This window comes from Nocardia vulneris (assembly GCF_001613425.1).
Taxonomy (GTDB): Bacteria; Actinomycetota; Actinomycetes; order Mycobacteriales; family Mycobacteriaceae; genus Nocardia; species Nocardia vulneris.
This window is the reverse complement of the sequence record NZ_BDCI01000007.1, coordinates 309,146-331,542: the sequence shown is the minus strand read 5'-3', so window position 1 is coordinate 331,542 and position 22,397 is coordinate 309,146. Positions and strand designations below refer to the sequence as shown.

Genomic DNA, 22,397 nt, shown 5'->3' with positions numbered 1-22,397 from the left:
GAATGACGATCAAGGCACGACGGGCGCTGATGGCGGTGGCGGCGGTGGCGGCCGTGTCGGTCACCTCCGGGTGCGGTCTCACGGTCGAGAAGCTGCCGCTGCCCAAACCGGGTGTCGGCGGCGAAACCTACACGGTCCACGCGGTTTTCGAGAACGCGCTGAACCTGCCCGATCAGGCGAAGGTGAAGATCGGCGGCTCGGATGTCGGCGTGGTCTCCAAGATCACGACCAAGAACTTCCAGGCGGTCGTCGACCTGCAGATCAGCAAGGACATCGAGTTGCCCGAGGGCAGCACGGCCGAGCTGCGCCAGGCCACCCCGCTCGGTGACGTGTTCATCGCGGTGTCCAAGCCGAAGACCGAGGCGGGCGCGACCATGCTGCGCGACGGCGCCACCCTCGGGCTGGACAAGACCTCCGCGGGCGCGACCGTCGAGCAGCTGCTGATCTCGATCTCCATGCTGTTCAACGGCGGTGGCGTCGCCAGCCTCAGCAAGCTGACCTCGGAGCTGGACTCCATCGTCGGCGGGCGCGGCGGCCAGTTGTCCCACCTGATCACCGAAATGACCGGGGTGATCGGCAGTTTGAACGACAACAGCGCAAAGGTGGACGGGGTGCTGACCGAGTTCAGCGCGCTGGCCAACACCATCGAGACCCGGCGCAACGAACTCGGCCAGGTCGCCGACACGCTGCCGCAGATGATCGGCGCGATCGCCGAGAACAACCGCGCCATCGGTGATCTGCTGACCAAGGTGTCGACCACCAGCGCCGCGCTCGGCGACTACGCCAACACCTCCGGCGAGCAGCTCGCCAGTCTGCTGGACAACACCCGCCAGCTGATGGACGCGCTCTCGGCCACCGGCGACAACCTCGAGATCCTGCTCGATCGCGCACATGTGTTGCGCCCCAAGCTCGACGCGACCTTCAAGGGCAAGAGCTTCGCGGTCTACGCGACCGCGACCAACCTCGACCTCAGCGCGCTGACCGACCCGGAGCACGGCAGGCTCCAGGACCTGCAGGATCTGCAGGACTTCGCGGGCAGCCTGATCCAGGTGCTGCAGATCGTGCAGTCCCGAGTGCAGGGGGGCCACCGGTGATTGCGAAGCTGAAGGAGCACAAGCTGGTCCTGTCGACCATCGGCCTGGTGCTGGTGTTCGTCATCGGCGCCGCCTATCTGATGGTGAGCGTCATGCGGGTCAACCCGTTGCGGTCCAACTACACCGTCACGGTGAACCTGGACCGCTCCGGTGGCCTGCAGCCGGGCAACGATGTGACGTTGCGCGGCTATCGCATCGGCAAGGTGACCTCGATCGAACTCACCGATCGCGGCCAGGCCATCGCGGCGTCGGCCCAGATCGAGAGCAAGTTCAAGATCCCGGTCGACACCGATATCTCGGTGCAGGCGCTCTCCGGAGCGGGCGAGCAGTACATCGACTTCCGTCCCGGCACCGAGCAGGGCCCGTACCTCGGGGACGGCGCGGTGATCAAGTTCGATGCCGCCAAGATCAAGACCCCGACCCCGATCTGGTCCGTGCTGGACAATTCCAGCGCCCTCATCGCGCAGGTCGACCCGGACAAGTTCGGCGTGATCCTCAGCGAGCTCGACACCGCGCTGAGCGGCGGCCCGGATCAGTTGCGCGGCATGGTCAACGGCATCAGCCTGGCCATGGCCGGCTTCGACAGCCTGCTGCCGCAGACCACCAACCTGATCAGCAACCTGCGCACCATCGCGGAGACCACGTCCAACGCGCAACCCGACCTCGCCACACTGACCCGCAACTCCGGGACGCTGTTCGAGCAGTTCAACAACGCGAACACCGAACTGCAGGGCGTGTTGGAGCGGGCGCCGGGGCAGCTGGCCGGGCTCGGCGCGGTGCTCGACAAGACCAGTGACCCGATCACCAGCCTGGCCGCCAACTTCTCGGCGATGACCAAGGCCGCGCAGCTGCGGTTGCCCGCGCTGCGCGCGCTGTTCCCCTCGCTCGCGGCCGGTGCCGAGGCGCTGGGTGTGCCGGCGCACGACGGCGAGTTCCACGCGATCCTCGATCTGTGGCCGCGCCCGTTCTGCACCTACAACACCCCGCAGATCCGTAACGAGACCGTGCAGGACGGCTCGATTCCGAAGTGGAACTACTGCGAGAATCCGCCTCCTGGGATGTACATTCGCGGCGCTGCGAACGCGCCGCGGCCAGATGTGCCGAACAACGGCGCGCACATGCCGCCGGGTGTCGATCCGAACGAACGGACCATGCCCCCGGTGCGGTGAGTGGCCCCCGGCCCCGCGTCGATCGCGCGGGTCCGGGCATACTCGCCGGTAGAACGCGTACGGTTCGCCCGAGATGCGGGCCCGTCAGTCGATCGGTGCGCCCGCGCGCCGGGAAAGTGCAGGTTTGTATCGATGTCCACCGACGACGCCGACACCAACAAGGACGCCGAGACCGTGGCCGATGCCACGAAGGATGCGGGCGCGCAGTCCGAGACCGCGGCAGCCACGCCCGAGCTGTCCAAGACCGAGGCGGCACCGGCCGACGAGGCCGACAAGTCGGACCGGGTCAGCACGCCCACGACCGATCTAGGTAAGGGCGCGGGCACAGCGGCCTCCTCGGGCCGGTCCGGCTCGGTGCCGCTGATCGCGGCCTTCGTGGCGGGCGTGCTCGCGGTCGCGGCGATCACCGCGGTGGTGGTGTTCTTCCTGCAGGGCAAGGATCGCGGCGACAAGCTCGACGCGATCCGGGACGCGACCAACGCCGCGTGCTCGTTCGGCAAGGACGTCTCGATCTACGACTACTCGAAGGACCTCGACGGCTACTTCACCAAGGTGAAGTCCGGCGCGAGCGGCGAATTCCTGAAGGAGTTCGACGACGCGACCAAGGCGCTCAAGGACGCCATGGTGCAGGCCAAGGTGAAGTCCTGGGTGGACGACGTGCAGTGCGGCTACCAGTCCGGCGACAAGACCTCGGCGAACGTGCTCGTCACGCTGACGCAGTACCGGACCAACTTCACCCAGTCGAACCCGGAACGGCAGTTCGTCGTGGTGATCGCGCAGCTCACCAAGTCCGGTGACAAGTGGCTGGTCGAGAAGCTCGATTCGCCGATGCTGAAGGGCGCGGGCACCGGCCTGCCCGGCGCGCCTGCTCCGGCGCCGAACGCGCCGGCCGGACCGGAGGGTCAGCCCGCGCCGACCGAGCAGCCCACCCCCGCCCCGGGCAACTGACCCCGCGACGGTAATGCACCGAGCGCCTCCGGCGGTGGGCCGAGCCACCACCGCCGGAGGTCATTCGGGCGGCCATTCCTCGAAATCAGAACAGCGTCAATGCCTGTGGCGCCGACGGCGCGGCCGCCTTCCCCGCGGCCTGTCCCGAGACGGCAGCCGGTGTGCGCGACCGTTCGGGCTTGTGCTGCAACACGTCCGGCACCGCCGGCGCTTCTTCCACAGTCACCGCGGGGATTTCCGCGGTGTTCGCCTCGGCGACGGCTGCCGAGGCGGCCGCCTTCCGAGCCGCTTCTCCGGCAAGCGCGTCGGCCTGCTCGTTGAAGTAGTTGCCGACATGGCCACGGACCCAACGGAATCGAACCGGGCCGGGCCTGCTGGCGATTGCTTTGTCGATCTGGCGGATGAGTTCGACGTTCTTCACGGCGCCGCCGGTCGAGGTGCGCCAGCCGTTGAGCCGCCAGCTGGAGATCCACTCCGACGCGCACTTGATCGCGTAGAGCGAATCGCTTTCGATCAGCAGGGGTTCCGAACCGGGATGGGCGAGAATCGCTTCCAGTACCGCGCGCAGTTCCGCGACCTGGTTCGTGCCGGATGCGCCGCCGCCGCTGGCCGAGGAGCCCTGATGATTGACCCACGCCCAGCCGATGGCGCCGCCGGGGTTGCGCAGGCAGGATCCGTCGGTGCTCACGATGATCATGGCTGGCACCCTACGCAATCCGACCGACAAGATCGGTACCGTGGAATTCTTCTATCTCCCTTCGCAATTGGGACTCGGTGCGGCGGAGCGCCGATTTCACGGCGGAGTCCACCAGACCGACGCAGAGGCGCCCCGCGAAGCCGCGCGGTGGACTGTACTCCGCCTCCGACGTCAGCACCGACCTCCCGTAACCGAGTGGGTCGAAGCGCAGCGTCAGGGTCCCGGATAAACGCCCACGCAGCGTATACCCGATCACGACGTTGCGGCGATATTCGGTGACCTCGCATGTCATGGCCGGCCGCCAGAACATCAGCAGCCGGGTGGCGGCGGTGAATGTGGCGCCGAGACCGTGGTCGAGCTCCCCGGCGGGTTCGAAGCCGGCGACCCCGAACATCCAATCCGGGACGAACAGGTGGTTGTCCGTATAGGTGAAGGCGACCTCGACAGGCGCTCCGACGTCACTCGCGTACTTGATATGGCCCATGGGCCCTCCCATTTCCACGACTGGCGTTAAAAGTACTACAGCTCTCCTCTTTATTGGAGGGGTTGCGCGGGATTTGGCACAGGCCTTTTTCGCATTGCGACCGGGCGGTTGCTTGGTTGCTCGCAGCCGGTCAAAGTTCTGGATCAGAGCTGAGCGACGATGTGCTCGGCGATCGGCATCGCCGAGGTGGCCGCGGGCGACGGCGCGTTGAGCACGTGGACCGAGCGTGGCGTGCGCTCGATCATGAAGTCGTGCACCAGGGTGCCGTCCCGCAGCACCGCCTGCGCGCGAATGCCCGCCTCGCGCGGTCGCAGATCCGCCAGCGTCAGCTCGGGGCAGTATTTACGGCACTCGGCCAGATAGCCCCGCTTGAACACCGAGTTGCGCAATTCGCGCAGCCCGGTCCGGATATTGGCCCTGGCCACCCGGTGCACCCCGGGAAACCCGAGCACGGCGCCGGCGTCCTTGGCGTCGAAACTGCCCTTGCGGTAACCCTCCCTGGCCAGCCCGAGCACCGCGTTCGGGCCGACGGTCAGGGTGCCGTCGATGGTCGGGCTGAGGTGGACGCCGAGGAACGGCAGCTCCGGATCGGGGATCGGATAGATGAGCGTGCGCACCAACCCGGCCCGTTCCGGCGGCAGCTGGTAGTACTCGCCGCGGAACGGCACGATCCGAAAGTCGTTGCGCAGACCCGCCATCCGGGCCAGGCGATCGGCCTGCAGGCCCGCGCACACCACCAGGGTCCGCGCCGGCCACGACCCGGCCGGTCCGCTCGCGGTGACCGCGCTGTCGGTCTCGGTGAGCGCGCTGACCTCGGCGCCGAACACCAGTTCCCCGCCCGCCGCCGCGACCTCGGCGGCCAGCGCGGCGGTGATCCGGGTGTAGTCGACGATGCCGGTGTCCGGCACGAACAACGCGCCGACCCCGCGCACCCTCGGTTCCCGCCTGCGGAGTTCGGCGGCATCGATCAGCTCGACCGCCACCCCGTTGGTCACCGAGCGTTCGTGCAGCGCCAGCATCCGCCGCTGTTCGGCCGCGTCCGTGGCGACCAGCAGTTTGCCGCAGACCTCGAACGGAATCCCTTGGGCCGCCGCGAATTCCTTGGTCCAGCGCGCGCCCTGGCGGCACAGCCGCGCCTTCAGGCTGTCCGGCGGATAGTAGATGCCCGAGTGGATGACCCCGCTGTTGTGCCCGGTCTGGTGCGTGGCCAGGGTCGCGGCCTTCTCCAGCAGCACCAGGGTCGCGCCGGGGTGCCTGCGCAGGATGCGGTGCGCGGTGGCCACCCCGACGATGCCACCGCCGATCACGCAGAAGTCGTACATGCTGTGCGGCATACGAGCACCCTAGGCCGACGGGCTACACCGTGACGCTGGGTTGCCCACCGTGCGGGGAGCCTCCGCCGGCCGACAGCGCGGCAGCGGGTTCGGGGGTACCGGCGCCGTCCGGTCCGGCGGTCGCGCCGGTGCCTGCCTTCGGCGCGCGATCGATCCGCAGATCATGCTCGCCGAGCTCCGGGTCGGTCAGCAGCAGCACGACCGCGCCACTGCGCGTGTCGAATTCGGTGCGCAGCCGGGTGACCGCCGTCGTGTCCCGCCGCGGGTCGGCGGGCAGCAATCCGGTGAGCGCGGTGACCGCGTTGGTATCCACGGTCAGCGAGATCGTATCGTCGGGCACCGCGGCGAGTTGTGCGCCGACGTAGGTGTCGCCGAACCGCAGCCGGCCCCCGACACCGGCGTTGTGCCTGGTGAACGTCGAATGCAGCTGCGGGTCAGCCGCTTTCGGGGCTGCGCCGACGACCTCGCGCGGCCGCGCGAGCACGGGCAGTTCGTGGCTGCCCGCGGTGAGCACCGTCTCGGCGTAGACGGGCTCGCCGTCGAATTCCTCGGCGGGCAACGCCGGTGGCGCGGCGGCCGGGCCCGCGGGCCGTTCGGTCTCGGCGATCTGGTGCACGATGTAGGCGCCCGCGACCACGGTGAGACTGAGGCTGGCGGCACCGGCGAGCACGACCGCGACATGCCGCGCGATGTGGGCAGGCTTAGGTGTTCTCACGATGCGTTCCTTCCGTCCGCTCAGTTCCCTGGCAGCGGCCCGCATCGTTGAAAGCCGTACAGTTGTCCAGGTTACGGCGCGGGCGCGGAGCGTGCCGGGTCCGGGAGAGCAGGATCACATCGCGGCACGGGACCGGCCGCCGGGCGGCCGGGACCTGTTTGGTCCGAATCGCCGGAGTCATTTAGGTTTCCAGCAGGTCGAGCGCGGGTAACCAATCTTTCAGCTGGCGAGCGTCATTCTCGACTGCCACATCGAGACACCCGGCCAATGGCGTCCGGCCGATACGAACGGCGCACCCAAGTGTGGCGCTCGCCGGCTCCCGAATCCTCGGAATTGGTCGGGTGCCGACGACGGCCGGATGCGTGCATCCGGCCGTCGTTGTCGTCGGGGGCAGGTCAGGCGAACTGGCCGGCGGTCCGGCCCGCACCCGTCGGCCCGGCGAAAGCCTGTGCGAGGGTGAGCCATTCGGCGGCGTCCTGGCCCGTGGCGACGATCGCGAGATCGTCCGGGTGGCGGCGCTGGGTGACCAGCAGGCAGAAATCGAGCGCCGGCCCGCTCACCCGCTGTGCGGCCTCCTCGGGGCCCCAGGACCAGGTCGTGCCGTCGGGCGCGGTCAGTTCCACCCGGAATTCCGCGGCGGGCGGCGTCTTTCCGTGCACGGTGTAGGCGAAGTTCCTGGTGCGGACGCCGATATGGGCGACCGTGCGCAGCCGGGCGGTCGGTTCCCGGGTGACGCCCAGGGTGTCGGCCACGTCCTGGCCGTGCGCCCAGGTCTCCATGATGCGGGCGGTGATCATCGAGGCGGCGCTCATCGGCGGGCCGAACCAGGGCAGTTTGGTGCCCGCGGGCACCGCGCGCAACGCGTCGGTGAGTGCTTTGCGGCCCCGGTGCCACCGGTCCAGCAGCTCCGCGGCGGGTGCGGCCGCGGCCTCCTCGGCCGCGTCGTCGACGAAGGTCAGCACCTTCGGCCCGGCTTCGGTCACCAACCGCTGGAACTCCCCGGCATCGGTGGCGGCGACCGTGGCGATCTCGTCGGTCCAGGCCAGATGGCCGATCTGATGGGCGATGGTCCAGCCGGGCGCCGGGGTGGCGCGGGTCCACTCGGTGGCCGCCAGCGGGGCGACGATTCGTTCCAGATCGGCGCATTCCGCGGCGAAATCGCCGAGCAGCGCTTCGAGGTCAGCCATCTGTTCCCCTGCTCCTTACCCGTCGGGCACACCGCCTCGGGTGTCCGCGCCGGTTCAGCATCGCAGCGCCCTCAGAAAAATGCAAGCACGCGTGCTTGTATTTGGATCCGCGGTGTCACCAGCCGAAGACGATCAGGTGCGAGGCGCCGACCGCGAGTCCGAGCACCGCGCCGTGCAGGTAGAGCAACCACGCGTCCTGTTCGACCGAGGCATAGAACATTTCCATGAACTCCCCCGGCGTCAGCTGCCGCAGCTTGCGGGCCGCGAACACGTCGATGGTCTTCGCCTGTTCGAGCGTGAACTCCTCGTCCTCGACCAGCGTCGGCGCCAAACCGACCGCCGCGCCGGCCGCCCCGGCCTTGAGATTGTCGAACTGACGTCGCCCGAGCGCCGCGCGGACGAACGAGGTGGTCGGGCCGAGCTGCCGGTGGATCTCGTCGGAGACGAGCCGTTCCAGCAGCTGACGGGTCTTGTCACCGTTGGGGCCGTCCAGCAGTTCCTTGGACAGGTTCGGCAGGGTGAGCACCTGGTAGGCCAGGATGTGCGCGAGATCGGTCGCCGCCTGCGGCTGCCGCTTGGCCAGCAGGGCCTGCTGCCAGAGGTACTTGTACCAGGGCTGCGGATCGCCGGGTTCGAACACCATCTTCACCGCGATGACGTTCACGATCACCCCGATCGCCGCCGACGCGAGCAGCACGATCACCCACCCCGGCACCCAGCCCAGCACCGGAATCCGGTGGTGCACATGCATGTACAGCGCCAGCGCGAGCCCGAACGGCGCGCCCAGCAGGCCGATCCGCACCATGAACCGCAGCTCGGGCGCCGCGATGGTGGTGGTCAGGTCCTTGAGGATGTCCGGGTTGTCCTGCAGGTACCGGATGACGAAGCTCTTGATATCGATCAGCTGATCGACGTTGTCGCCGAGCGATTCGAACGCGCGCCGGGACAGCGCGGGCAGCTCGCGGTCCACCCGCTGGTAGATGATCTGTTTGGCGGCGCGCGGAACCGTGCGCCACAGGTCCGGGTTCTCCCGGTACATCAGTTCGTCGACCAGCGGCTGCACCTGTTTACGCGCCAGCACCGCGACGTAGTCCGCGATGCCGTCCAGGTCCAGTTCGTGGATGAAATCGCGCGGGCTGCCGATTCGCATCAGCGCCTTGTCCACGCAGATGCTGGCCATCTTCTCGGCGCGCGCCGGAATGAAGCCCTGGAAACCCAGTCGGCGCCCGTCCCCGGAGAACGTCGGCAACACCTGTACCCGGCGCGGGAAATACGGGTACAGCACGTGCAGGCCCGGGATCCGGAAACCACGAAACCGCACCGGCCAGAACAACATCAGCACGCCGGTCCAGTTGGTCAGCCAACCCGCCAGCGCGCTGAAGATCGGGAACGTGATCAGGTCGACCACGAACTTGGACTGGCCGGTCAGCTCCTCCCAATCGATGAACACGCCAGCGGCGAGCGAACTCATCGATGGATCTCCCTAGGCCGAACCGGCGGAACCGCCGGTATGAGGTATCAAGGCCCCAACATTGTCATTGCGCCGAAGCGAGTGTCAACGCGGCCCGGGGTTATCGGCAGGGCGGCGTCACGGCACGCGGATGCCGGAGCTCGCACCGGCTTCCTGCACCCACTCCAGCAGCACGCGCTGCCGCCGCAGCTGTAGCCCGCGGCTGTGCTGACCACTCATCCTTTCCACCGCGCAGGCCTTGCGCCTGCTGCGCCGGGTGACCAGTGTGCTCAGCTCACCGGCCGGCGCGATCCCGCGGGTCACTGCCCAGTCCACCACCGCGCGGAACCAGGTCCGCTCGGTGTGCACCACCCAGGCGTAGACCGCGGCGAAGATCAGCACGTACGGCACCGTGCGCAGCAGGATCGAGCCGACCGGGACGTGCGCGGGACTCGGTGCGTCCCAGCCGAAATGCAGCGCGGCGCCGAGTAGATAGCACAGCAGGAACGCCTGGGCTCGCCGCCGGGCCGGCCAGTCCGTGCGCGCCACCGCCAGCACGATGCCGATCCCGGCCAGCGCGGTGAGCATCCAGTGCGAGGTGACCCCGGTCAGCAACCGCACGATGCCGACCAGCACCGCGTAACCCGGATCATGCTGTGCGGACAGCAATCCGGCGTTGGCCTCGTAGGTGAGGTTCTCGACCACCTGGAAGCCGAGGCCGGTGCAGCCGCCGAGCAGCAGCCCGTGCATCGGCCGGTACAGCAGCGGCCTGGCCAGGCAGGCGACCGCGAAGACGCCGACGCCCTTCACCGCCTCCTCCACGATCGCCGCGGAGATCGGGGCCTGCCAGTCGATGGCGAACGCGTCGCCCGCCAGGTTCTGGATCACCCGCATGTTGTGGTCGTTGGCGAACATCGCGATGCCGGGGCCGGCCAGCGCGCCCCAGAGGAAGCCGAGCAGCAGCGGCGTCCGGATCCGCCGCCGGGCTCGGAGCCGATCCAAATGCAGTACCAGCCAACCGAATACGGCCAGGGTGGCCAGCGTGAACGGCAGTCCGACCAGGACGTCGCGCCAGTTCAGCGCCAGCACCGGCGCCAGTTGCACGAGCAGCCCGGCCAGGCCGAGCACCGCGATCAGCCAGTATGACCAGAACAGCGCCGATCCCGGGCGCCACCACCGCAGCGGCGGGCCCGGCGTCGCGGCCGCCGTGCTCATCGCCGCACCCGCAGGGTCTCGACCACCGGCGCCAGCTCGGCCAGGGTGGCGTCCGCGCCGATCAGCACCAGCGTGACGGCCAGGTTGTCGTTGCCGAGGATGGCGCAGACCCCGGCGCGGTCCGTGCCGCGACAGGTCGGGCCGCCGAAACCGTTGGGCGTCTTCATCTCTGCGCCGTCGAAGGAGCCGTTGAAGCCTTGCACGCCGAGCACCCGTAGCCGCCACGCGGCCGCCGCGGGGAAGTCCGTGACGCCGTCCACCACGCTGACCGCCAGACGCGCGCCGCTCGGCGCCTCCAGCACCGCGGTGGTCTGGTCGCCGGTCGGCCGGCGCTGCCAGCCGCCGACGCCGCCGAATTCGATCGTGTCCGGCGCCTCCCCCGGTGCGGTGAGCGCGATCTCGGCGTCGGGGGCCAGCGTCGTCTCCCGTACCGGCACGAGCGCGGCGAGCACCGACGGGATCACGATCAGCGCGGCGACCACCGCGAGCAGTACCGCGGCCGGTCCGCCGTCGCGGCTCGAACCCGTCATACCGTGCTCCCCTCGGCGCAGGTTTACCGAGAAACCGCGTCCGACCTGCGGCGCAGCCGGACCAACGATAGAACAGGGCGGGCCGGTTCGGTGGGACGCGAGCCGCGGACCGTGCAGATCGGAAACAACCGTAAACAATCCGTAAGCCCCCTCCGGCACTGTGAACGCACACCAGAACAGCGGGCCCGCACCGGGCCCGGCCGCGAAAGGAAAACCCGATGCGCAAGCTCAAGCTCCAGGTTCAGACCACCGTCGACGGCTACATGGCGGGCCCGAACGGCGAGATGGACTGGATGACGTTCCCCTGGACCAACGACGTCGGCGCCTACATCGCCACGATCATGGAGCCGGTCGACACCATCGTGCTCGGCCGCAACCTGGCCGAGGGCTTCATCCCCACCTGGGCCTCCCGGACCCCGGAGGACGGCGAAGACCAGGAAACCATCGACTGGATGAACAACACCCCCAAGGTCGTCATCTCCAACTCGCTCACCGCATCCCCCTGGGAGAACGCCACGGTCACCGGCGGTGACCTGGCCAAGATCATCACCGACCTGAAGTCCCAGCCCGGCGGCGACCTGATCGTCTACGGCGGCGGCACCCTGGTCTCGGCCCTGCTCGCCGAGCAACTCATCGACGAAATCCACCTCTTCGTCAACGCCACCGCCATCGGCACCGGCATGCCGGTCTTCGCCCCCGGCGCCTACCAGCGCCTGCGCGCCGTCGGCGCCACCCCCTTCGACTGCGGCATCATCGCCCTGCACTTCGAGCCGCAGCGTTCGTGACCCCCGCGCCCCTCGGACCCGGGTGAGCGACCCTCACCCGGTCCAGGACGTCACGACCCCGTCGTCTTCGCCGTCAGCGAACAGGGGGATCGGGCGGAACAAAGGGGGTGGGGGTGGGGTTGAGTTGGTATCGCTCAACTTTTGGAAGGGTCGAAGACGTGACTACACCTCAGAACTTGCCGGTGCTGTTCCTGACCGATCCGATCGTGCTGCCGGGCATGGTCGTGCCCATCGAACTGGACGAATCGGCGCAGGCCGCGATCGATGCCGCGCGGGCCGCCAAGACGGACGCCGTGCTGCTCGCGCCGCGCCTGACCGAGGGCTACGCCTCCTACGGCGTGGTCGCCACCATCGAACAGGTCGGCCGGATGCGCGGCGGCGCGCCCGCGGCCGTGTTGAAGGCCGAACGGCGCGCGAAGATCGGGCACGGGGTCACCGGGCCGGGCGCCGCGCTGTGGGTCGAGGCCGAACCGGTCGAGACACCCGCCGCGGACGGCCGGACCAAAGAGCTGGCCGCCGAATACAAGAAGCTCGTGGTCTCGGTGCTGCAGCGCCGCGAGGCCTGGCAGATCATCGACGCGGTCAACCAGCTGACCGACCCGTCCGCGATCGCCGACACCGCGGGCTACGCGCCGTACCTGACCAACGATCAGAAGCGCGAACTGCTCGAAACCCCCGACGTCACCCAGCGGTTGCAGACGCTGATCGAGTGGACCAAGGACCACATCGCCGAGGCCGAGGTCACCGAGAAGATCAGTGACGACGTCCGCGAGGGTCTGGAGAAGAGCCAGCGCGAGTTCCTGCTGCGCCAGCAGCTCAACGCGATCCGCAAGGAACTCGGCGAGGACGAACCCGACGGCGCCGACGACTACCGCACCCGGATCGAGCAGGCCGACCTGCCCGACAACGTGCGGGAAGAGGCCTTGCGTGAGGTCGGCAGGCTGGAGCGGGCCAGTGATCAGAGCCCGGAATCCGGCTGGATCCGGACCTGGCTGGACACCGTGCTCGAACTGCCGTGGACGGTGAAAACCACCGACAGCACCGATGTCTCGGCCGCCCGTGCCGTCCTGGACGCCGATCACCACGGCCTGGACGAGGTGAAGGACCGGATGGTCGAGTACCTGGCCGTGCGTTCACGGCGGGCCGCCCGCGGTCTGGAGGTCGTCGGCGGGCGTGGCTCCGGCGCGGTGCTCGCGCTGGTCGGTCCGCCCGGTGTCGGTAAGACCTCGCTCGGTGAATCCGTGGCGCGGGCCATGGGCCGCGAGTTCGTGCGGGTCGCCCTCGGCGGCGTGCGCGACGAGGCCGAGATCCGCGGGCACCGGCGCACCTACGTCGGCGCGCTGCCCGGCCGGATCGTGCGCGCCATCAAGGAGGCGGGATCGATGAATCCCGTTGTCCTGCTGGACGAGATCGACAAGGTCGGCTCGGATTTCCGGGGCGACCCGGCGGCCGCGCTGCTCGAGGTGCTGGATCCGGCGCAGAACCACACGTTCCGCGACCACTACCTGGACCTGGATCTCGACCTGTCCGACGTGCTGTTCATCGCCACCGCCAACGTGATGGAGACCATCCCCGGCCCGCTGCTGGACCGGATGGAACTGATCACCGTCGACGGCTACACCGAGGACGACAAGGTCGCCATCGCGCGCGACTTCCTGGTGCCCCGGCAGCTGGAACGCAACGCGCTGACCGCCGACGAGGTGCTCGTGACCGACGCGGCGCTGCGCGAGATCGCGGCGAACTACACCAGGGAAGCCGGTGTACGGCAGATGGAGCGGCTCATCGCGAAGGCGTTGCGTAAGGCCGCGACTCGGCTCTCCGAAGACGGAACCGGTACGGCAACAGCCGAATCCGAGGTCGTCGAACTCGGTTACGGCGCGGACCTCGGCTACGACGCGCTGGTCAAGGCCGACAAGTCGCTGACGATCGACCTCGGCAATCTGAAGGACTACCTGGGCCGTCCCCGGTTCACCCCGGACTCGGTGGAACGCACCGCGGTCCCGGGTGTGGCCACCGGACTCGCGGTCACCGGGCTCGGCGGCGACGTCCTCTACATCGAGGCCAACGCCGCGGCGGGTGAGCGGTCGCTGACCCTGACCGGGCAGCTGGGTGACGTGATGAAGGAGTCCGCGCAGATCGCGCTGACCTACGTCCGCTCGCATCTGGCGGAGATCGGCATCGAGCCGTCGGTGCTGGATCGCAATATCCACGTGCACTTCCCGGCGGGCGCGGTGCCCAAGGACGGTCCGTCGGCGGGTGTCACCATGGTCACCGCCCTGGTGTCGCTGGCACTGGACCGGCAGGTACGTGCCGATGTCGGCATGACCGGCGAGGTCACGCTGAACGGGCGGGTGCTGCCGATCGGCGGGGTCAAGCAGAAGCTGCTCGCCGCGCAGCGCGCCGGCCTGAAGACGGTGTTCATCCCGGCCCGCAACGAGCCGGACCTGGACGACGTCCCGGCCGACGTGCTTGCCGCACTGGACGTCCGCCCCGTCGGTGACGTGGCCGAGATCCTGGCCTACGCCATCGAGCCGGTCGCCGAACCGGCACTGGACGGACCGGCCTTCGCCGCCAGCGCCTGATCCGGACCCGAAGGGCCGGGCACACACCGTGCCCGGCCCTTCGCCGTGTCACCGGGACGCAAGTGTGGTGCAAGCGGCGGCGGCCAGCATGGGGGCATGACACCCACCCAGCACACACCGGTACTCGTCGCCGGCGGCGGCCCGGTCGGGTTGTGCGCCGCGCTGTTTCTCGAATACCACGGCGTCCCTTTCATTCTGGTGGAGCAGCGCACGGCGGCGTCGGCGCTGCCGCGCTCGCGCGGCGTGCACGTGCGAACCGTCGAGCTGTTCCGGCAGCTCGGCATCGAAGCCAAGGTGCAGCAGGTCGCGGCGGGCGTGCTGAAGGCGGGACACTTCGGCGGCGCGAGCCGGGGCGCCACGCTGAGCACGGCCGAGCAGCTGGATCTCACCGCCTTCGTCCGCGGCTTGGCGCAGCGCGATCCCAGCCCGTCGTCTTTCTGTTTCCTGCCGCAGGCCGAGCTGGAGCCGTTGCTCGTCGAACTCGCCCGCACCCGCGGCGGCGACCTGCGCTTCGGGGTCGAGCTGGTGGACTTCGCCGCCGATGCCGACGGCGTCACCGCGACCCTGCGGGATCGGGTCGCGGGCACCACGATCGTCCGGGCGGACTATCTGATCGCCGCCGACGGCGGCGGCAGCCCGATCCGGCGCCGGCTCGGCATCACCGGCGCGACGCTGCCGCCCACGCACCACTACATCAACACCTTCGTCCGGACCGACCTCACCGAGGTGCTGCGCGGACGGACGTTCAGCCAGTGCGAGATCGTCAACGACGCGGTGCGTTGCCTCGTGCTCAGCAAGAACAACACCGACGAGTGGTCGTTTCACCTGGAGTACGACCCGGTGCGCGCGAGTCCGGCCGATTACACCGCGCAACGCTGCGTCGAGTTGGTGCGCGCCGCGATCGGCGTCGCCGACATCGATGTCGAACTGCTCGGCCGGACCGCTTGGGACACCGGGGTTTTCGTCGCGGACGAGTACCGCCGCGGCCGCGTCTTCCTTGCCGGTGACGCCGCACACCGGCACGCGCCGTGGGGCGGCTACGGCGCCAACACCGGAATCGCCGACGCGCACAACCTGATCTGGAAGCTGGCGGCGGTGCTGTCCGGTACCGCGGGCCCGGACCTGCTCGACAGCTATCAGGCCGAGCGCCGCCCGCGTGCCCTCGTCGCCGCCGAACAGGCCCGGCTCGGTACCGATTTCGACACCCGGTACGCCGTTCCCACGCCGGACAACGCGGCCGACCTCGCCCGGCTGCTGACCACCGATGCCGTCATGACCAGGTACCGATACTCCTCGGCCGCCCTGTTCGGCGGCGATCCGGGCGAAGCGCACGTCGAGCGGCTCGCCGGCCAGGTCGGCACCAGGGTGCCGCACCTGTGGATCGATCGGACGCAACAGATTTCGACGCTGGACTTGAACGGGCCGGGTTTCGCCCTGATCGTCACCGGAACGTCGGCGGCGTGGCGGGACGCGGTCTGGGCAGCCCAGTGGGACACCGGCATCGACATCACGGTGCACGCGGTCCCGACCGCGGAATGGGCCGCGTGCACCGGCTTGCCCGAGGGCGGTGCGCTGCTCGTCCGGCCGGACGGGATCGTCGCGGGGCGCTCCGACTCCGGGCTGCGCCCCGAACTGCTCGCCGCGGTGTTGCGGCGTATCGCCGGTGTCCCGGCTTGCGTCGAGAACAGCACCGGCGCAGCGGATCTCGACGACGCCTCGACCACCGCACCGGCGGGGAGCAGTCGATCCGGGACGAATACCTGAACCGGGCCGGGCAACCCCTCGTCTGCCCGGCCCGGCTACGCGTCGTGTGTCGCGAGCGCGCGGTCGACCGACCGCGCGGTGCCCTGCGCCACCGCGCACAACACCCTTGTGCCGTCGGCACTCTCGGCGTAGATCTCGCAGCGGACCACCGCTTGGCGGCGGGTCGCGTCGGTGACCGTCGCCTCGGCGCGCAACCGCACTCCGGCGGCCGGTCGCAGATACGTGATGGTGAAACCGCCGGTGAGCACGTTGGCGCCGAGCGCGGTGCCTGCCGCGAAGGTGAGCGCGTTGTCGGCCGCGTAGGACAGCACGCCGCCGTGCACGAAGCCGAACTGCTGGCCGAGTTCGGGCCGGATGGGGATGGTGAGCGTCACGGTGCCGGGACCGAAACCGGTGATCTCGGTGCCGACCAATTCGGCGAAAGGCTGTGCGGCAAGGACCTTTTTGGCGAGGTCCAGGTCGATGGGCGCGGTCATGAGCTGCCTTTCGTGCGCGCGCCGGAGCCCGGCCGCGCGGAATCGGAGGGTGGCGCGGCCAGGCTCAGCCACGCCGCGCCGGCGAGTTCATCGGCGACGTCGAGGGGGCCGGCCGGTATGGCGCCGCTGAGCCATTGCCGCGAATACTCCTGCGTCGCACCGAGCCACAGCGCGTAGACCAGATCCAGCGGCAGATCGCGGACCGCGCCGTAGCCCGCGTGTGTGCGCCACCAGCGGGCGACATTGCGCAGGAACTCGCGATTGCTCTCGCTCTCGCGCACGCCCGGCGGCCGGGCGGACAGGAGAACCTGTGCCCGGTACTGGTTTTCGGCCACCCAGCGCAGGTGCTCGCGGACTCCGGCCGTGACGCCCGCGCGCGCGTCGGCACTCTCGCCCACCACCGCCCAGAAATGTCGCTGGTAGTCGGCCAGCGCGTGCGCCCACACCTGGCGGTAGAGGTCGGCCTTGTCCGGGAAATGGTGATAGAGCGCGCCGACGCTCGCGCCCGCGGCCTCGCGGATCTGCGCCAGGGTGGCCTCCAGCGCGCCCCGTTCCGCGAACTGCCGCTCGGCTGCCAACAGCAACCGATCTCGAATCTTCACAACCAGAATTTAGTTCTGTTTCGCGAGCAAGGCAATGGTGGGCGTGCTGCGAGGTGTGAAACGTCAGGCGGTAGGCCGGGGGCGGCCGCGCAGCCAGTCCGCGAAGGAGCGCCGCGGCCGGCGCGGATACTTCGCGAGCAAGGTGCCCGAACGGACCTGTCCGTCGACCCGCAGCAGTGGCGCACCCGGTCGCACCGGCTCGATCGCCTTGTTCCGCACGCTGCCGCTCTTGCTCTGCACCCGATCGAGGTCGACCCACCAGCCGCGCGGCACCAGCAGCGTGATCCTGCCGGACCCGACCGTCGCGTGCACCGTGACCTCGGGATGTGGGCAGATCGCCTGCGTGAAGTCGATGACGATACTGCCGGACGAACATTCGGCGGTGATCTCGGCGGGGACGATCCACTGCCCCGCCTTCTTGCGGGTGCCGCTGCCCGTGCGCAATTCGATCGGCGCACCGGCGACCGCGGCGCTCGGCAGATCCGAGGTCACGGCCACCAGATCGGTGCTGGTCTGCGCGGAGTAGACGAGGACCAGCCTGCGGTCCAGTTCGGGCAGATCCAGCCGGCCCTCCTCGACCGCGAGGTGCAGCAACCGCGCGGCGGTCTCCCGGTCGGCGTCGCCCACGCGGATCGCGGGCAGTCGGGCGGGCTGGGTTGCGGGCACATCGGGCGCTCGGCCGCCGCCCGTCGAATCGCTGCCGCGCCGCTTCGTCATCGATGCCCCCTTGCTCTGGCTCAGCAAAATGGTACGTCCGGGGTCGCTCGCGGCCGCCGTCAGCGGCCGATCGTGCGGAAATCCGCTGGATGTCAGCCCGGTGCGGTAAGACGGAGCTATGGCCAGATGGCTGTTGCACGTCGATCTCGATCAGTTCCAGGCGGCGGTGGAGTTCCGCCGCCATCCGGAACTGCGCGGCCTGCCGGTCATCGTCGGCGGCAACGGCGATCCGACCGAGCCGCGCAAGGTGGTCACCTGTGCGTCCTATCCGGCGCGTGCGTTCGGCGTCCGAGCGGGCATGGCGTTGCGCAGCGCGCAGCGCAAATGTCCCGAGGGTGTGTTCCTGCCGTTGGACATGGCCACCTACGAGGAGGCCTCGGACGAGGTGATGTCACTGCTGCGCACCTTTCCCGGCCGGGTCGAGGTGTGGGGCTGGGACGAGGCCTTTCTCGCCGCCGACGTCGCCGACCCGGAGGCGCTGGCCGCCGAAATCCGCAGCGCCATCGAGGAATTGGAGCTGACTTGCGCGATCGGCATCGGTGACAACAAACTCACCGCCAAGCTCGCCACCGGTTTCGCCAAGTCCACCGGCAAGACGGCCGCCGCGCCGGACGCGGGCGCGGGCGCGGCCGCCGGGGTCTTCCGGCTCACCGCCGCGAACTGGACCGAGGTGATGGCGCACCGTCCCACCAACGCGCTGTGGGGCATCGGCGCGCGGATCGCCACCCGCCTCGCCGAGCTCGGCATCGAAACCGTCGCCGACCTCATGGCCGCCGACCGGCAGCGCCTGGCCGCCGAGTTCGGCCCCACCACCGGCCCGTACCTGTGGGTGCTCGGCCACGGCAAGGGCGATACCGACGTCACCACCGAACCGCGAGTGCCGGTGGGCCGCAGCAAATCCGAGACGTTTCCCCGTGACCTCACCGACCCGGGCGAGATCCGCGCCCAGGTCGTCCGGCTGGCCACCGAGGTCGCCGAGGAGATGGCCGAGGCGGGGCGGATCGGCATCCGGGTCTCGGTCACCGTCCGGACCAACACCTTCTACACCCGCAGCAAACAGGAAAAACTGCGGGTGCCCACCATCGATCCCGCCGAGATCAGCGAGACCGCGCTGCGCATCATCGATCGCTTCGACCTCACCCGCCCGGTGCGGCTGCTCGGCGTGCGGCTGGAACTCGTCCCGGAGTAGCCGCGAGGACCGTTTCACCGGTTGAGATCGGCGCGGTCCGAAGCCGGGCTCCGGACGTGCTGTCCCACTAAGCTCGTCCGCATGGAGTTCTGGGCGATGGTGGCGCATGAATCGGATAGCGGGATCGTTCTCACCAAGCAGGAGGTGGGGGAGGAATTCCTCGGGCCTGGCGATGTGACGATCAAGGTGCACTACTCCAGTGCGAACTTCAAGGACGGGCTGGCCATCACGCCCGGCGGCGGGGTGGTGCGCAAGTACCCGATCATTCCGGGCATCGATCTCACCGGCGAGGTGGTCTCCTCCGCAGACGACGCCTTCACGCCCGGCGACCTGGTGGTGGCGCACGGCTACGAGATCGGCGTCACGCAGCACGGCGGGTTCGCCGAATACGCGCGGGTGCCCGCCGAGTGGGTGGTGAAGCTCGACGGCCTGAGCCCGCGCGACGCGGCCGCGCTCGGCACCGCCGGCTTCACCGCGGCACTCAGCGTGCAGGCGCTGCTCGACCGTGGGCTCACCGTGGAGGACGGCCCGGTGCTGGTCACCGGCGCGACCGGTGGTGTCGGCAGCGTCGCCATCGATATCCTGTCCGGCCTCGGCTACGAGATCGTCGCGTCCACCGGCAAGGCCGACGCCGGTGATCTGCTCAGCGAGCTCGGCGCCAACGAGGTGATCGGCAGGCTGCCCGAGGACCCCGACGCCAAGCCGCGGCCGCTGGGCAAGGCGCGCTGGGCGGCGGCGGTGGACAGCGTCGGCGGCAAGTCGCTCGCGCACGTCCTGAGCACCGTCAGCTACGGCGGTGCCGTCGCGGCCAGCGGTTTGACCGGGGGCGCCGAACTGCCGACCACGGTGCTGCCGTTCATCCTGCGCGGTGTCGCCCTGCTCGGCATCGACTCGGTCAACCTGCCGATCGAGAAGCGCCGTGCCCTGTGGACCCGGCTCGGCAACGAGTTCCGCCCGCAACACCTTTCGGCTCTCACCCAGGTCGCCCCGATCACCGAGGCCGCCAAGGTCTTGCACAGCATCCAAAGCGGATCGCACACGGGCCGCACGGTATTCGGCGTGCTCGGCGAGTTCTGATCGCTCAGCGATCCAGCCAAGGGGCGATGACCTCGACATAGGCCAGCGCGGTCTTTCGCCGTCCGTCGGGTAGCCGAGCCACCCCGTGCCAGAGTTCGGCAGCGCACACAGCGGTGGTCGCGAGCTCGTCGGCGGGCCAGGAATCCATCCAGGCGAGGACATTCGGATCGGGTGCCGGGCGCAGGACCCCCACCTTCGCGCCCATGGTCGGCCGCCTGCGTTGCAGTCATTGCTAGCGCTGCCGCGCTCGAGCTGATCGAAAATGCGGGTGCGCTGCTGCTCATGACCTTGCGAACCATGTGCGCAGAAGTGCGTTCTGTTCGCATAAGTGAACGGTGTGCTCTACGCTCGTCGATGACGGAAGGAGCCGGCATGCCCGCCGAGAAGCATCAGGTCGGATCGGTCTGGACGCGGCCGCGTAAGGGCCGCGAGCAACCCGCTCTGACCAGGGAGCACATCGTGACCGAGGCGGTCGCGCTGCTCGATGCCGAGGGCATGGAGGCGCTCACCATGCGCCAGCTCGGCGCGCGGCTGAACGCGGGCGCGACCTCGCTCTACCGGCATGTCGCGAATCGGGACGAGCTGATCGAGCTGGTGGTCGACGAGGTCTACGGCGAGATCCGGCTGCCCACCGCCGGCGATCCCGCGGCCTGGCGCGCGGCGGCAGCCCAGTGCGCCGACGAATTACGCGCGATGATCCTGCGGCATCCGTGGATCGCCTCGACCCTGGGACAGGTCGGCCTCTACTACCTGGGGCCGAACGTGATGCGGATGAACGCGCGGATGGCCGAGGTGTTCGCCGCGGGCGGCTTCGCGACCGAGGAGGTCTCCGACGCGATCGCCACCCTGCTCGGCTACATCATCGGCGTCGGCATCACCGAGGCCGCGTGGCTCTCGCTGCTGACCCGCAGCGGCCAGAGCGAGCCGGAATTGCTCGCGAGTCTGCGACCCGCCGCCGAACAAGCGGCGCAGGAGTTTCCGCAATTGCGGGCGACGACCCCCGACGCGGAGTGGAACACCGATCCCGCGCGGATCCGGGACAAGCGATTCGCCTACGGGCTGGACCGGGTGCTCGACGGGCTGGACGCCCGGCGCAACCAGTAGTCCGGTTTCAGTGCCAGGTGTGATCGGTGATCGGGGTGCGCGGCCCGAACTTGGGCCGGTGCGCCTGACCGCTGATCTCCAGCAGCCGGACCGCCCGATAGCGGTGCGGCCGTAGCGGTTCCAGGTATTCGACCATGGTGTCGTCGTCGATCGGATGGCCGAGCAGCGTCCAGCCCACCACGGCGGCGAGGTGGAAATCGCCGACCGACAGCGCGTCCGCGTCGCCGAACGCCCGCTGGGCGATCTCGGCGGCGGTCCACACCCCGATACCGGTGATGGTGCGCACCCTGCGCGCCGCCTCGACCGGGTCGACATCGGCCGCGCGCTCCAGCGAACTCGCCACCCGGGCGGCGCGCACGATGGTCTGCGCGCGCTGCGGGCCGACGTTGGCCCGGTGAAACGCCCAGGACGGCACGCGCCGCCAGGTCTGCGCGTCCGGCGCCACCCGCATGCCCTCGGGCGCCGGGCCCGGCGCGGGATCGCCGAACTGCCGCACCAGCTTTCGCCACGAGGCGCGCGCCGCGACGGTGTGCACCTTCTGCTCCAGCACCGCCGGTACCAGCGCCTCGAACACCAACCCGGTGCGCAGCATGCGCAAGCCGGGGAATCGGCGATGGGCCTCGACCAGCTTGGGATGATCCGGCGCGAAGCCGTCCAGGTCCTCGTCCAGGCAGAGCATGTGCGCGAGCCCGTCCAGGAATTCTTCGGCGCCGGGGCCCCAGGCCTGCGCCCGCACCGCGCACGGACCCGACTGGGTCAGCCGGTAGGTCACCGGTCCCGAGGCCATGCGGGAGGCGTGCCAGTGCGCGCCGTCCGGGGTCGTGCGATGGCACGGGTCCCCGGCGCCGCGGCGCAGCGGGGCGATGGTGCTGGCCAGGTCGATCGGACGGTCGGCGGTGACGGTCCTGGCCCGGCCGGTGGGACCGGTTCCGGGCTCGGCCGTCGCGCTGTGCATCGGACCATTCTGCCCGACCGTCCGAACCGGTCGTACGCAGCGCCACCGCAGCTCGGCAAATCGGGCACGCACAACACTATTCGGCACTTCGGCTATGCCAAGCATCACCGCAGCGCGCCGGTATTTTGTAACGCGAAGAACAGGGATGGCGATATTCGAGCGGTCGGCAAACACCTGGCAGAGTTGTCCGCTCTGGCCGGTTCGCGCCGAGTATCGTTCCCGGTCGCTGTATGGAGGTATCGCATGATCACCAACCTGCTCAACTGGTTGCTCAACGCCTGGGGTGGCGTTTCCGCGGGCAGCTCGGGCTACCAGATCCCGCC

Annotated in this window: 22 protein-coding genes; 9 read left to right on the top strand and 13 right to left on the bottom strand. The window is 69.5% G+C overall.

Features of this window, described 5'->3' with window-relative positions; all coding sequences use genetic code 11:
• Positions 1-2: 2 nt before the first annotated feature.
• From NVU01S_RS10795 to NVU01S_RS10785, 3 genes are all read left to right on the top strand, one after another.
• Positions 3-1,094, top strand: coding sequence for an MCE family protein (locus NVU01S_RS10795; RefSeq protein ID WP_043677011.1), 1,092 nt, complete (start codon positions 3-5; stop codon positions 1,092-1,094).
• Positions 1,091-2,263 carry an MlaD family protein gene (locus NVU01S_RS10790; RefSeq protein ID WP_043677012.1) on the top strand — a complete coding sequence of 391 codons (1,173 nt, stop codon included), beginning with the start codon at positions 1,091-1,093 and terminating at the stop codon, positions 2,261-2,263. The genes NVU01S_RS10795 and NVU01S_RS10790 overlap by 4 nt, the downstream gene beginning before the upstream one ends.
• A gap of 132 nt (positions 2,264-2,395) precedes the next feature.
• Complete coding sequence (locus NVU01S_RS10785; RefSeq protein ID WP_043677015.1) at positions 2,396-3,211, top strand: hypothetical protein; 816 nt, start codon at positions 2,396-2,398, stop codon at positions 3,209-3,211.
• An 85-nt stretch (positions 3,212-3,296) separates the two neighbouring features.
• Here NVU01S_RS10785 and NVU01S_RS10780 read toward each other — a convergent pair whose 3' ends face one another.
• The 8 genes from NVU01S_RS10780 to NVU01S_RS10745 form a co-directional block, all read right to left on the bottom strand.
• Positions 3,297-3,908 carry a ribonuclease H family protein gene (locus tag NVU01S_RS10780; RefSeq protein ID WP_043677017.1) on the bottom strand — a complete coding sequence of 204 codons (612 nt, stop codon included), beginning with the start codon at positions 3,906-3,908 and terminating at the stop codon, positions 3,297-3,299.
• Positions 3,909-3,918: 10 nt separating this feature from the next.
• Complete coding sequence (locus tag NVU01S_RS10775; RefSeq protein ID WP_043677019.1) at positions 3,919-4,392, bottom strand: SRPBCC family protein; 474 nt, start codon at positions 4,390-4,392, stop codon at positions 3,919-3,921.
• 143 nt (positions 4,393-4,535) lie between these two features.
• Entirely contained in the window at positions 4,536-5,726 is a 1,191-nt protein-coding gene (lhgD, locus tag NVU01S_RS10770) for an L-2-hydroxyglutarate dehydrogenase (RefSeq protein ID WP_043677022.1), read from the bottom strand.
• 22 nt (positions 5,727-5,748) lie between these two features.
• Entirely contained in the window at positions 5,749-6,441 is a 693-nt protein-coding gene (locus NVU01S_RS10765; RefSeq protein WP_156161786.1) for a hypothetical protein, read from the bottom strand.
• Between the two features lie 395 nt (positions 6,442-6,836).
• On the bottom strand, positions 6,837-7,628 hold the full coding sequence (locus tag NVU01S_RS10760; protein WP_043677026.1) for a TIGR03084 family metal-binding protein: 792 nt from the start codon (positions 7,626-7,628) through the stop codon (positions 6,837-6,839).
• 115 nt (positions 7,629-7,743) lie between these two features.
• A complete protein-coding gene (locus NVU01S_RS10755; protein ID WP_043677029.1) occupies positions 7,744-9,099 on the bottom strand; it encodes a DUF445 domain-containing protein in 1,356 nt (451 codons plus the stop codon).
• A gap of 117 nt (positions 9,100-9,216) precedes the next feature.
• On the bottom strand, positions 9,217-10,293 hold the full coding sequence (locus NVU01S_RS10750; protein ID WP_052281031.1) for a PrsW family intramembrane metalloprotease: 1,077 nt from the start codon (positions 10,291-10,293) through the stop codon (positions 9,217-9,219).
• Entirely contained in the window at positions 10,290-10,823 is a 534-nt protein-coding gene (locus NVU01S_RS10745; RefSeq protein WP_043677031.1) for a hypothetical protein, read from the bottom strand. The genes NVU01S_RS10750 and NVU01S_RS10745 overlap by 4 nt, the downstream gene beginning before the upstream one ends.
• 218 nt (positions 10,824-11,041) lie before the next feature.
• On the opposite strand from NVU01S_RS10745, the gene NVU01S_RS10740 reads away from it, so the two are divergent.
• From NVU01S_RS10740 to NVU01S_RS10730, 3 genes are all read left to right on the top strand, one after another.
• Entirely contained in the window at positions 11,042-11,608 is a 567-nt protein-coding gene (locus NVU01S_RS10740; RefSeq protein WP_043677033.1) for a dihydrofolate reductase family protein, read from the top strand.
• Between the two features lie 218 nt (positions 11,609-11,826).
• Positions 11,827-14,190, top strand: coding sequence for an endopeptidase La (gene lon / locus NVU01S_RS10735; protein ID WP_052281033.1), 2,364 nt, complete (start codon positions 11,827-11,829; stop codon positions 14,188-14,190).
• A 96-nt stretch (positions 14,191-14,286) separates the two neighbouring features.
• Positions 14,287-15,954, top strand: coding sequence for an FAD-dependent monooxygenase (locus NVU01S_RS10730; protein ID WP_063776021.1), 1,668 nt, complete (start codon positions 14,287-14,289; stop codon positions 15,952-15,954).
• A gap of 35 nt (positions 15,955-15,989) precedes the next feature.
• Here the strand turns inward: NVU01S_RS10730 and NVU01S_RS10725 are convergent, their stop codons facing one another.
• The 3 genes from NVU01S_RS10725 to NVU01S_RS10715 all read right to left on the bottom strand — a co-directional run bounded on the left by NVU01S_RS10725 (position 15,990) and on the right by NVU01S_RS10715 (position 17,749).
• Entirely contained in the window at positions 15,990-16,430 is a 441-nt protein-coding gene (locus tag NVU01S_RS10725) for a PaaI family thioesterase (RefSeq protein WP_043677037.1), read from the bottom strand.
• Positions 16,427-17,032 carry a TetR/AcrR family transcriptional regulator gene (locus NVU01S_RS10720; protein WP_043677039.1) on the bottom strand — a complete coding sequence of 202 codons (606 nt, stop codon included), beginning with the start codon at positions 17,030-17,032 and terminating at the stop codon, positions 16,427-16,429. Before NVU01S_RS10720 ends, NVU01S_RS10725 begins: the two co-directional genes overlap by 4 nt.
• Before the next feature lie 63 nt (positions 17,033-17,095).
• A complete protein-coding gene (locus NVU01S_RS10715) occupies positions 17,096-17,749 on the bottom strand; it encodes a DUF1707 SHOCT-like domain-containing protein (protein WP_052281032.1) in 654 nt (217 codons plus the stop codon).
• A gap of 118 nt (positions 17,750-17,867) precedes the next feature.
• Between NVU01S_RS10715 and NVU01S_RS10710 the strand changes: the two genes are divergently transcribed.
• Positions 17,868-18,938, top strand: a complete 1,071-nt coding sequence (locus NVU01S_RS10710; RefSeq protein WP_043677043.1) for a DNA polymerase IV — start codon at positions 17,868-17,870, stop codon at positions 18,936-18,938.
• Between the two features lie 81 nt (positions 18,939-19,019).
• Positions 19,020-20,015, top strand: coding sequence for an oxidoreductase (locus tag NVU01S_RS10705; RefSeq protein WP_043677045.1), 996 nt, complete (start codon positions 19,020-19,022; stop codon positions 20,013-20,015).
• A gap of 4 nt (positions 20,016-20,019) precedes the next feature.
• Here the strand turns inward: NVU01S_RS10705 and NVU01S_RS10700 are convergent, their stop codons facing one another.
• Positions 20,020-20,220, bottom strand: a complete 201-nt coding sequence (locus NVU01S_RS10700; protein WP_043677047.1) for a PIN domain-containing protein — start codon at positions 20,218-20,220, stop codon at positions 20,020-20,022.
• Positions 20,221-20,387: 167 nt separating this feature from the next.
• Here NVU01S_RS10700 and NVU01S_RS10695 point away from each other — a divergent pair, with 167 nt between their 5' ends.
• Positions 20,388-21,119: a TetR/AcrR family transcriptional regulator gene (locus tag NVU01S_RS10695; protein ID WP_043677049.1), complete on the top strand. Its 732-nt coding sequence runs from the start codon at positions 20,388-20,390 to the stop codon at positions 21,117-21,119.
• A 7-nt stretch (positions 21,120-21,126) separates the two neighbouring features.
• On the opposite strand, the gene NVU01S_RS10690 is transcribed toward NVU01S_RS10695, so the two are convergent.
• The gene (locus NVU01S_RS10690; protein ID WP_043677051.1) at positions 21,127-22,074 is read right to left on the bottom strand and encodes a DNA-3-methyladenine glycosylase family protein; all 948 of its coding nucleotides are present in this window, start codon (positions 22,072-22,074) and stop codon (positions 21,127-21,129) included.
• Positions 22,075-22,397: the final 323 nt, after the last annotated feature.

What these genes read in the sequence shown, in the direction of transcription:
- lon (WP_052281033.1), top strand. Translation starts at nt 11,827, where the DNA reads ATGGTCGTGCCCATCGAACTGGACGAATCGGCGCAGGCCGCGATCGAT.
- NVU01S_RS10755 (WP_043677029.1), bottom strand. Translation starts at nt 9,099, where the DNA reads ATGAGTTCGCTCGCCGCTGGCGTGTTCATCGATTGGGAGGAGCTGACC.
- NVU01S_RS10715 (WP_052281032.1), bottom strand. Translation starts at nt 17,749, where the DNA reads ATGACGAAGCGGCGCGGCAGCGATTCGACGGGCGGCGGCCGAGCGCCC.
- lhgD (WP_043677022.1), bottom strand. Translation starts at nt 5,726, where the DNA reads ATGCCGCACAGCATGTACGACTTCTGCGTGATCGGCGGTGGCATCGTC.
- NVU01S_RS10700 (WP_043677047.1), bottom strand. Translation starts at nt 20,220, where the DNA reads ATGGGCGCGAAGGTGGGGGTCCTGCGCCCGGCACCCGATCCGAATGTC.
- NVU01S_RS10725 (WP_043677037.1), bottom strand. Translation starts at nt 16,430, where the DNA reads ATGACCGCGCCCATCGACCTGGACCTCGCCAAAAAGGTCCTTGCCGCA.
- NVU01S_RS10690 (WP_043677051.1), bottom strand. Translation starts at nt 22,074, where the DNA reads ATGCACAGCGCGACGGCCGAGCCCGGAACCGGTCCCACCGGCCGGGCC.
- NVU01S_RS10705 (WP_043677045.1), top strand. Translation starts at nt 19,020, where the DNA reads ATGGAGTTCTGGGCGATGGTGGCGCATGAATCGGATAGCGGGATCGTT.
- NVU01S_RS10740 (WP_043677033.1), top strand. Translation starts at nt 11,042, where the DNA reads ATGCGCAAGCTCAAGCTCCAGGTTCAGACCACCGTCGACGGCTACATG.
- NVU01S_RS10785 (WP_043677015.1), top strand. Translation starts at nt 2,396, where the DNA reads ATGTCCACCGACGACGCCGACACCAACAAGGACGCCGAGACCGTGGCC.
- NVU01S_RS10775 (WP_043677019.1), bottom strand. Translation starts at nt 4,392, where the DNA reads ATGGGCCATATCAAGTACGCGAGTGACGTCGGAGCGCCTGTCGAGGTC.
- NVU01S_RS10780 (WP_043677017.1), bottom strand. Translation starts at nt 3,908, where the DNA reads ATGATCATCGTGAGCACCGACGGATCCTGCCTGCGCAACCCCGGCGGC.
- NVU01S_RS10750 (WP_052281031.1), bottom strand. Translation starts at nt 10,293, where the DNA reads ATGAGCACGGCGGCCGCGACGCCGGGCCCGCCGCTGCGGTGGTGGCGC.
- NVU01S_RS10730 (WP_063776021.1), top strand. Translation starts at nt 14,287, where the DNA reads ATGACACCCACCCAGCACACACCGGTACTCGTCGCCGGCGGCGGCCCG.
- NVU01S_RS10695 (WP_043677049.1), top strand. Translation starts at nt 20,388, where the DNA reads ATGCCCGCCGAGAAGCATCAGGTCGGATCGGTCTGGACGCGGCCGCGT.
- NVU01S_RS10745 (WP_043677031.1), bottom strand. Translation starts at nt 10,823, where the DNA reads ATGACGGGTTCGAGCCGCGACGGCGGACCGGCCGCGGTACTGCTCGCG.
- NVU01S_RS10795 (WP_043677011.1), top strand. Translation starts at nt 3, where the DNA reads ATGACGATCAAGGCACGACGGGCGCTGATGGCGGTGGCGGCGGTGGCG.
- NVU01S_RS10710 (WP_043677043.1), top strand. Translation starts at nt 17,868, where the DNA reads ATGGCCAGATGGCTGTTGCACGTCGATCTCGATCAGTTCCAGGCGGCG.
- NVU01S_RS10760 (WP_043677026.1), bottom strand. Translation starts at nt 7,628, where the DNA reads ATGGCTGACCTCGAAGCGCTGCTCGGCGATTTCGCCGCGGAATGCGCC.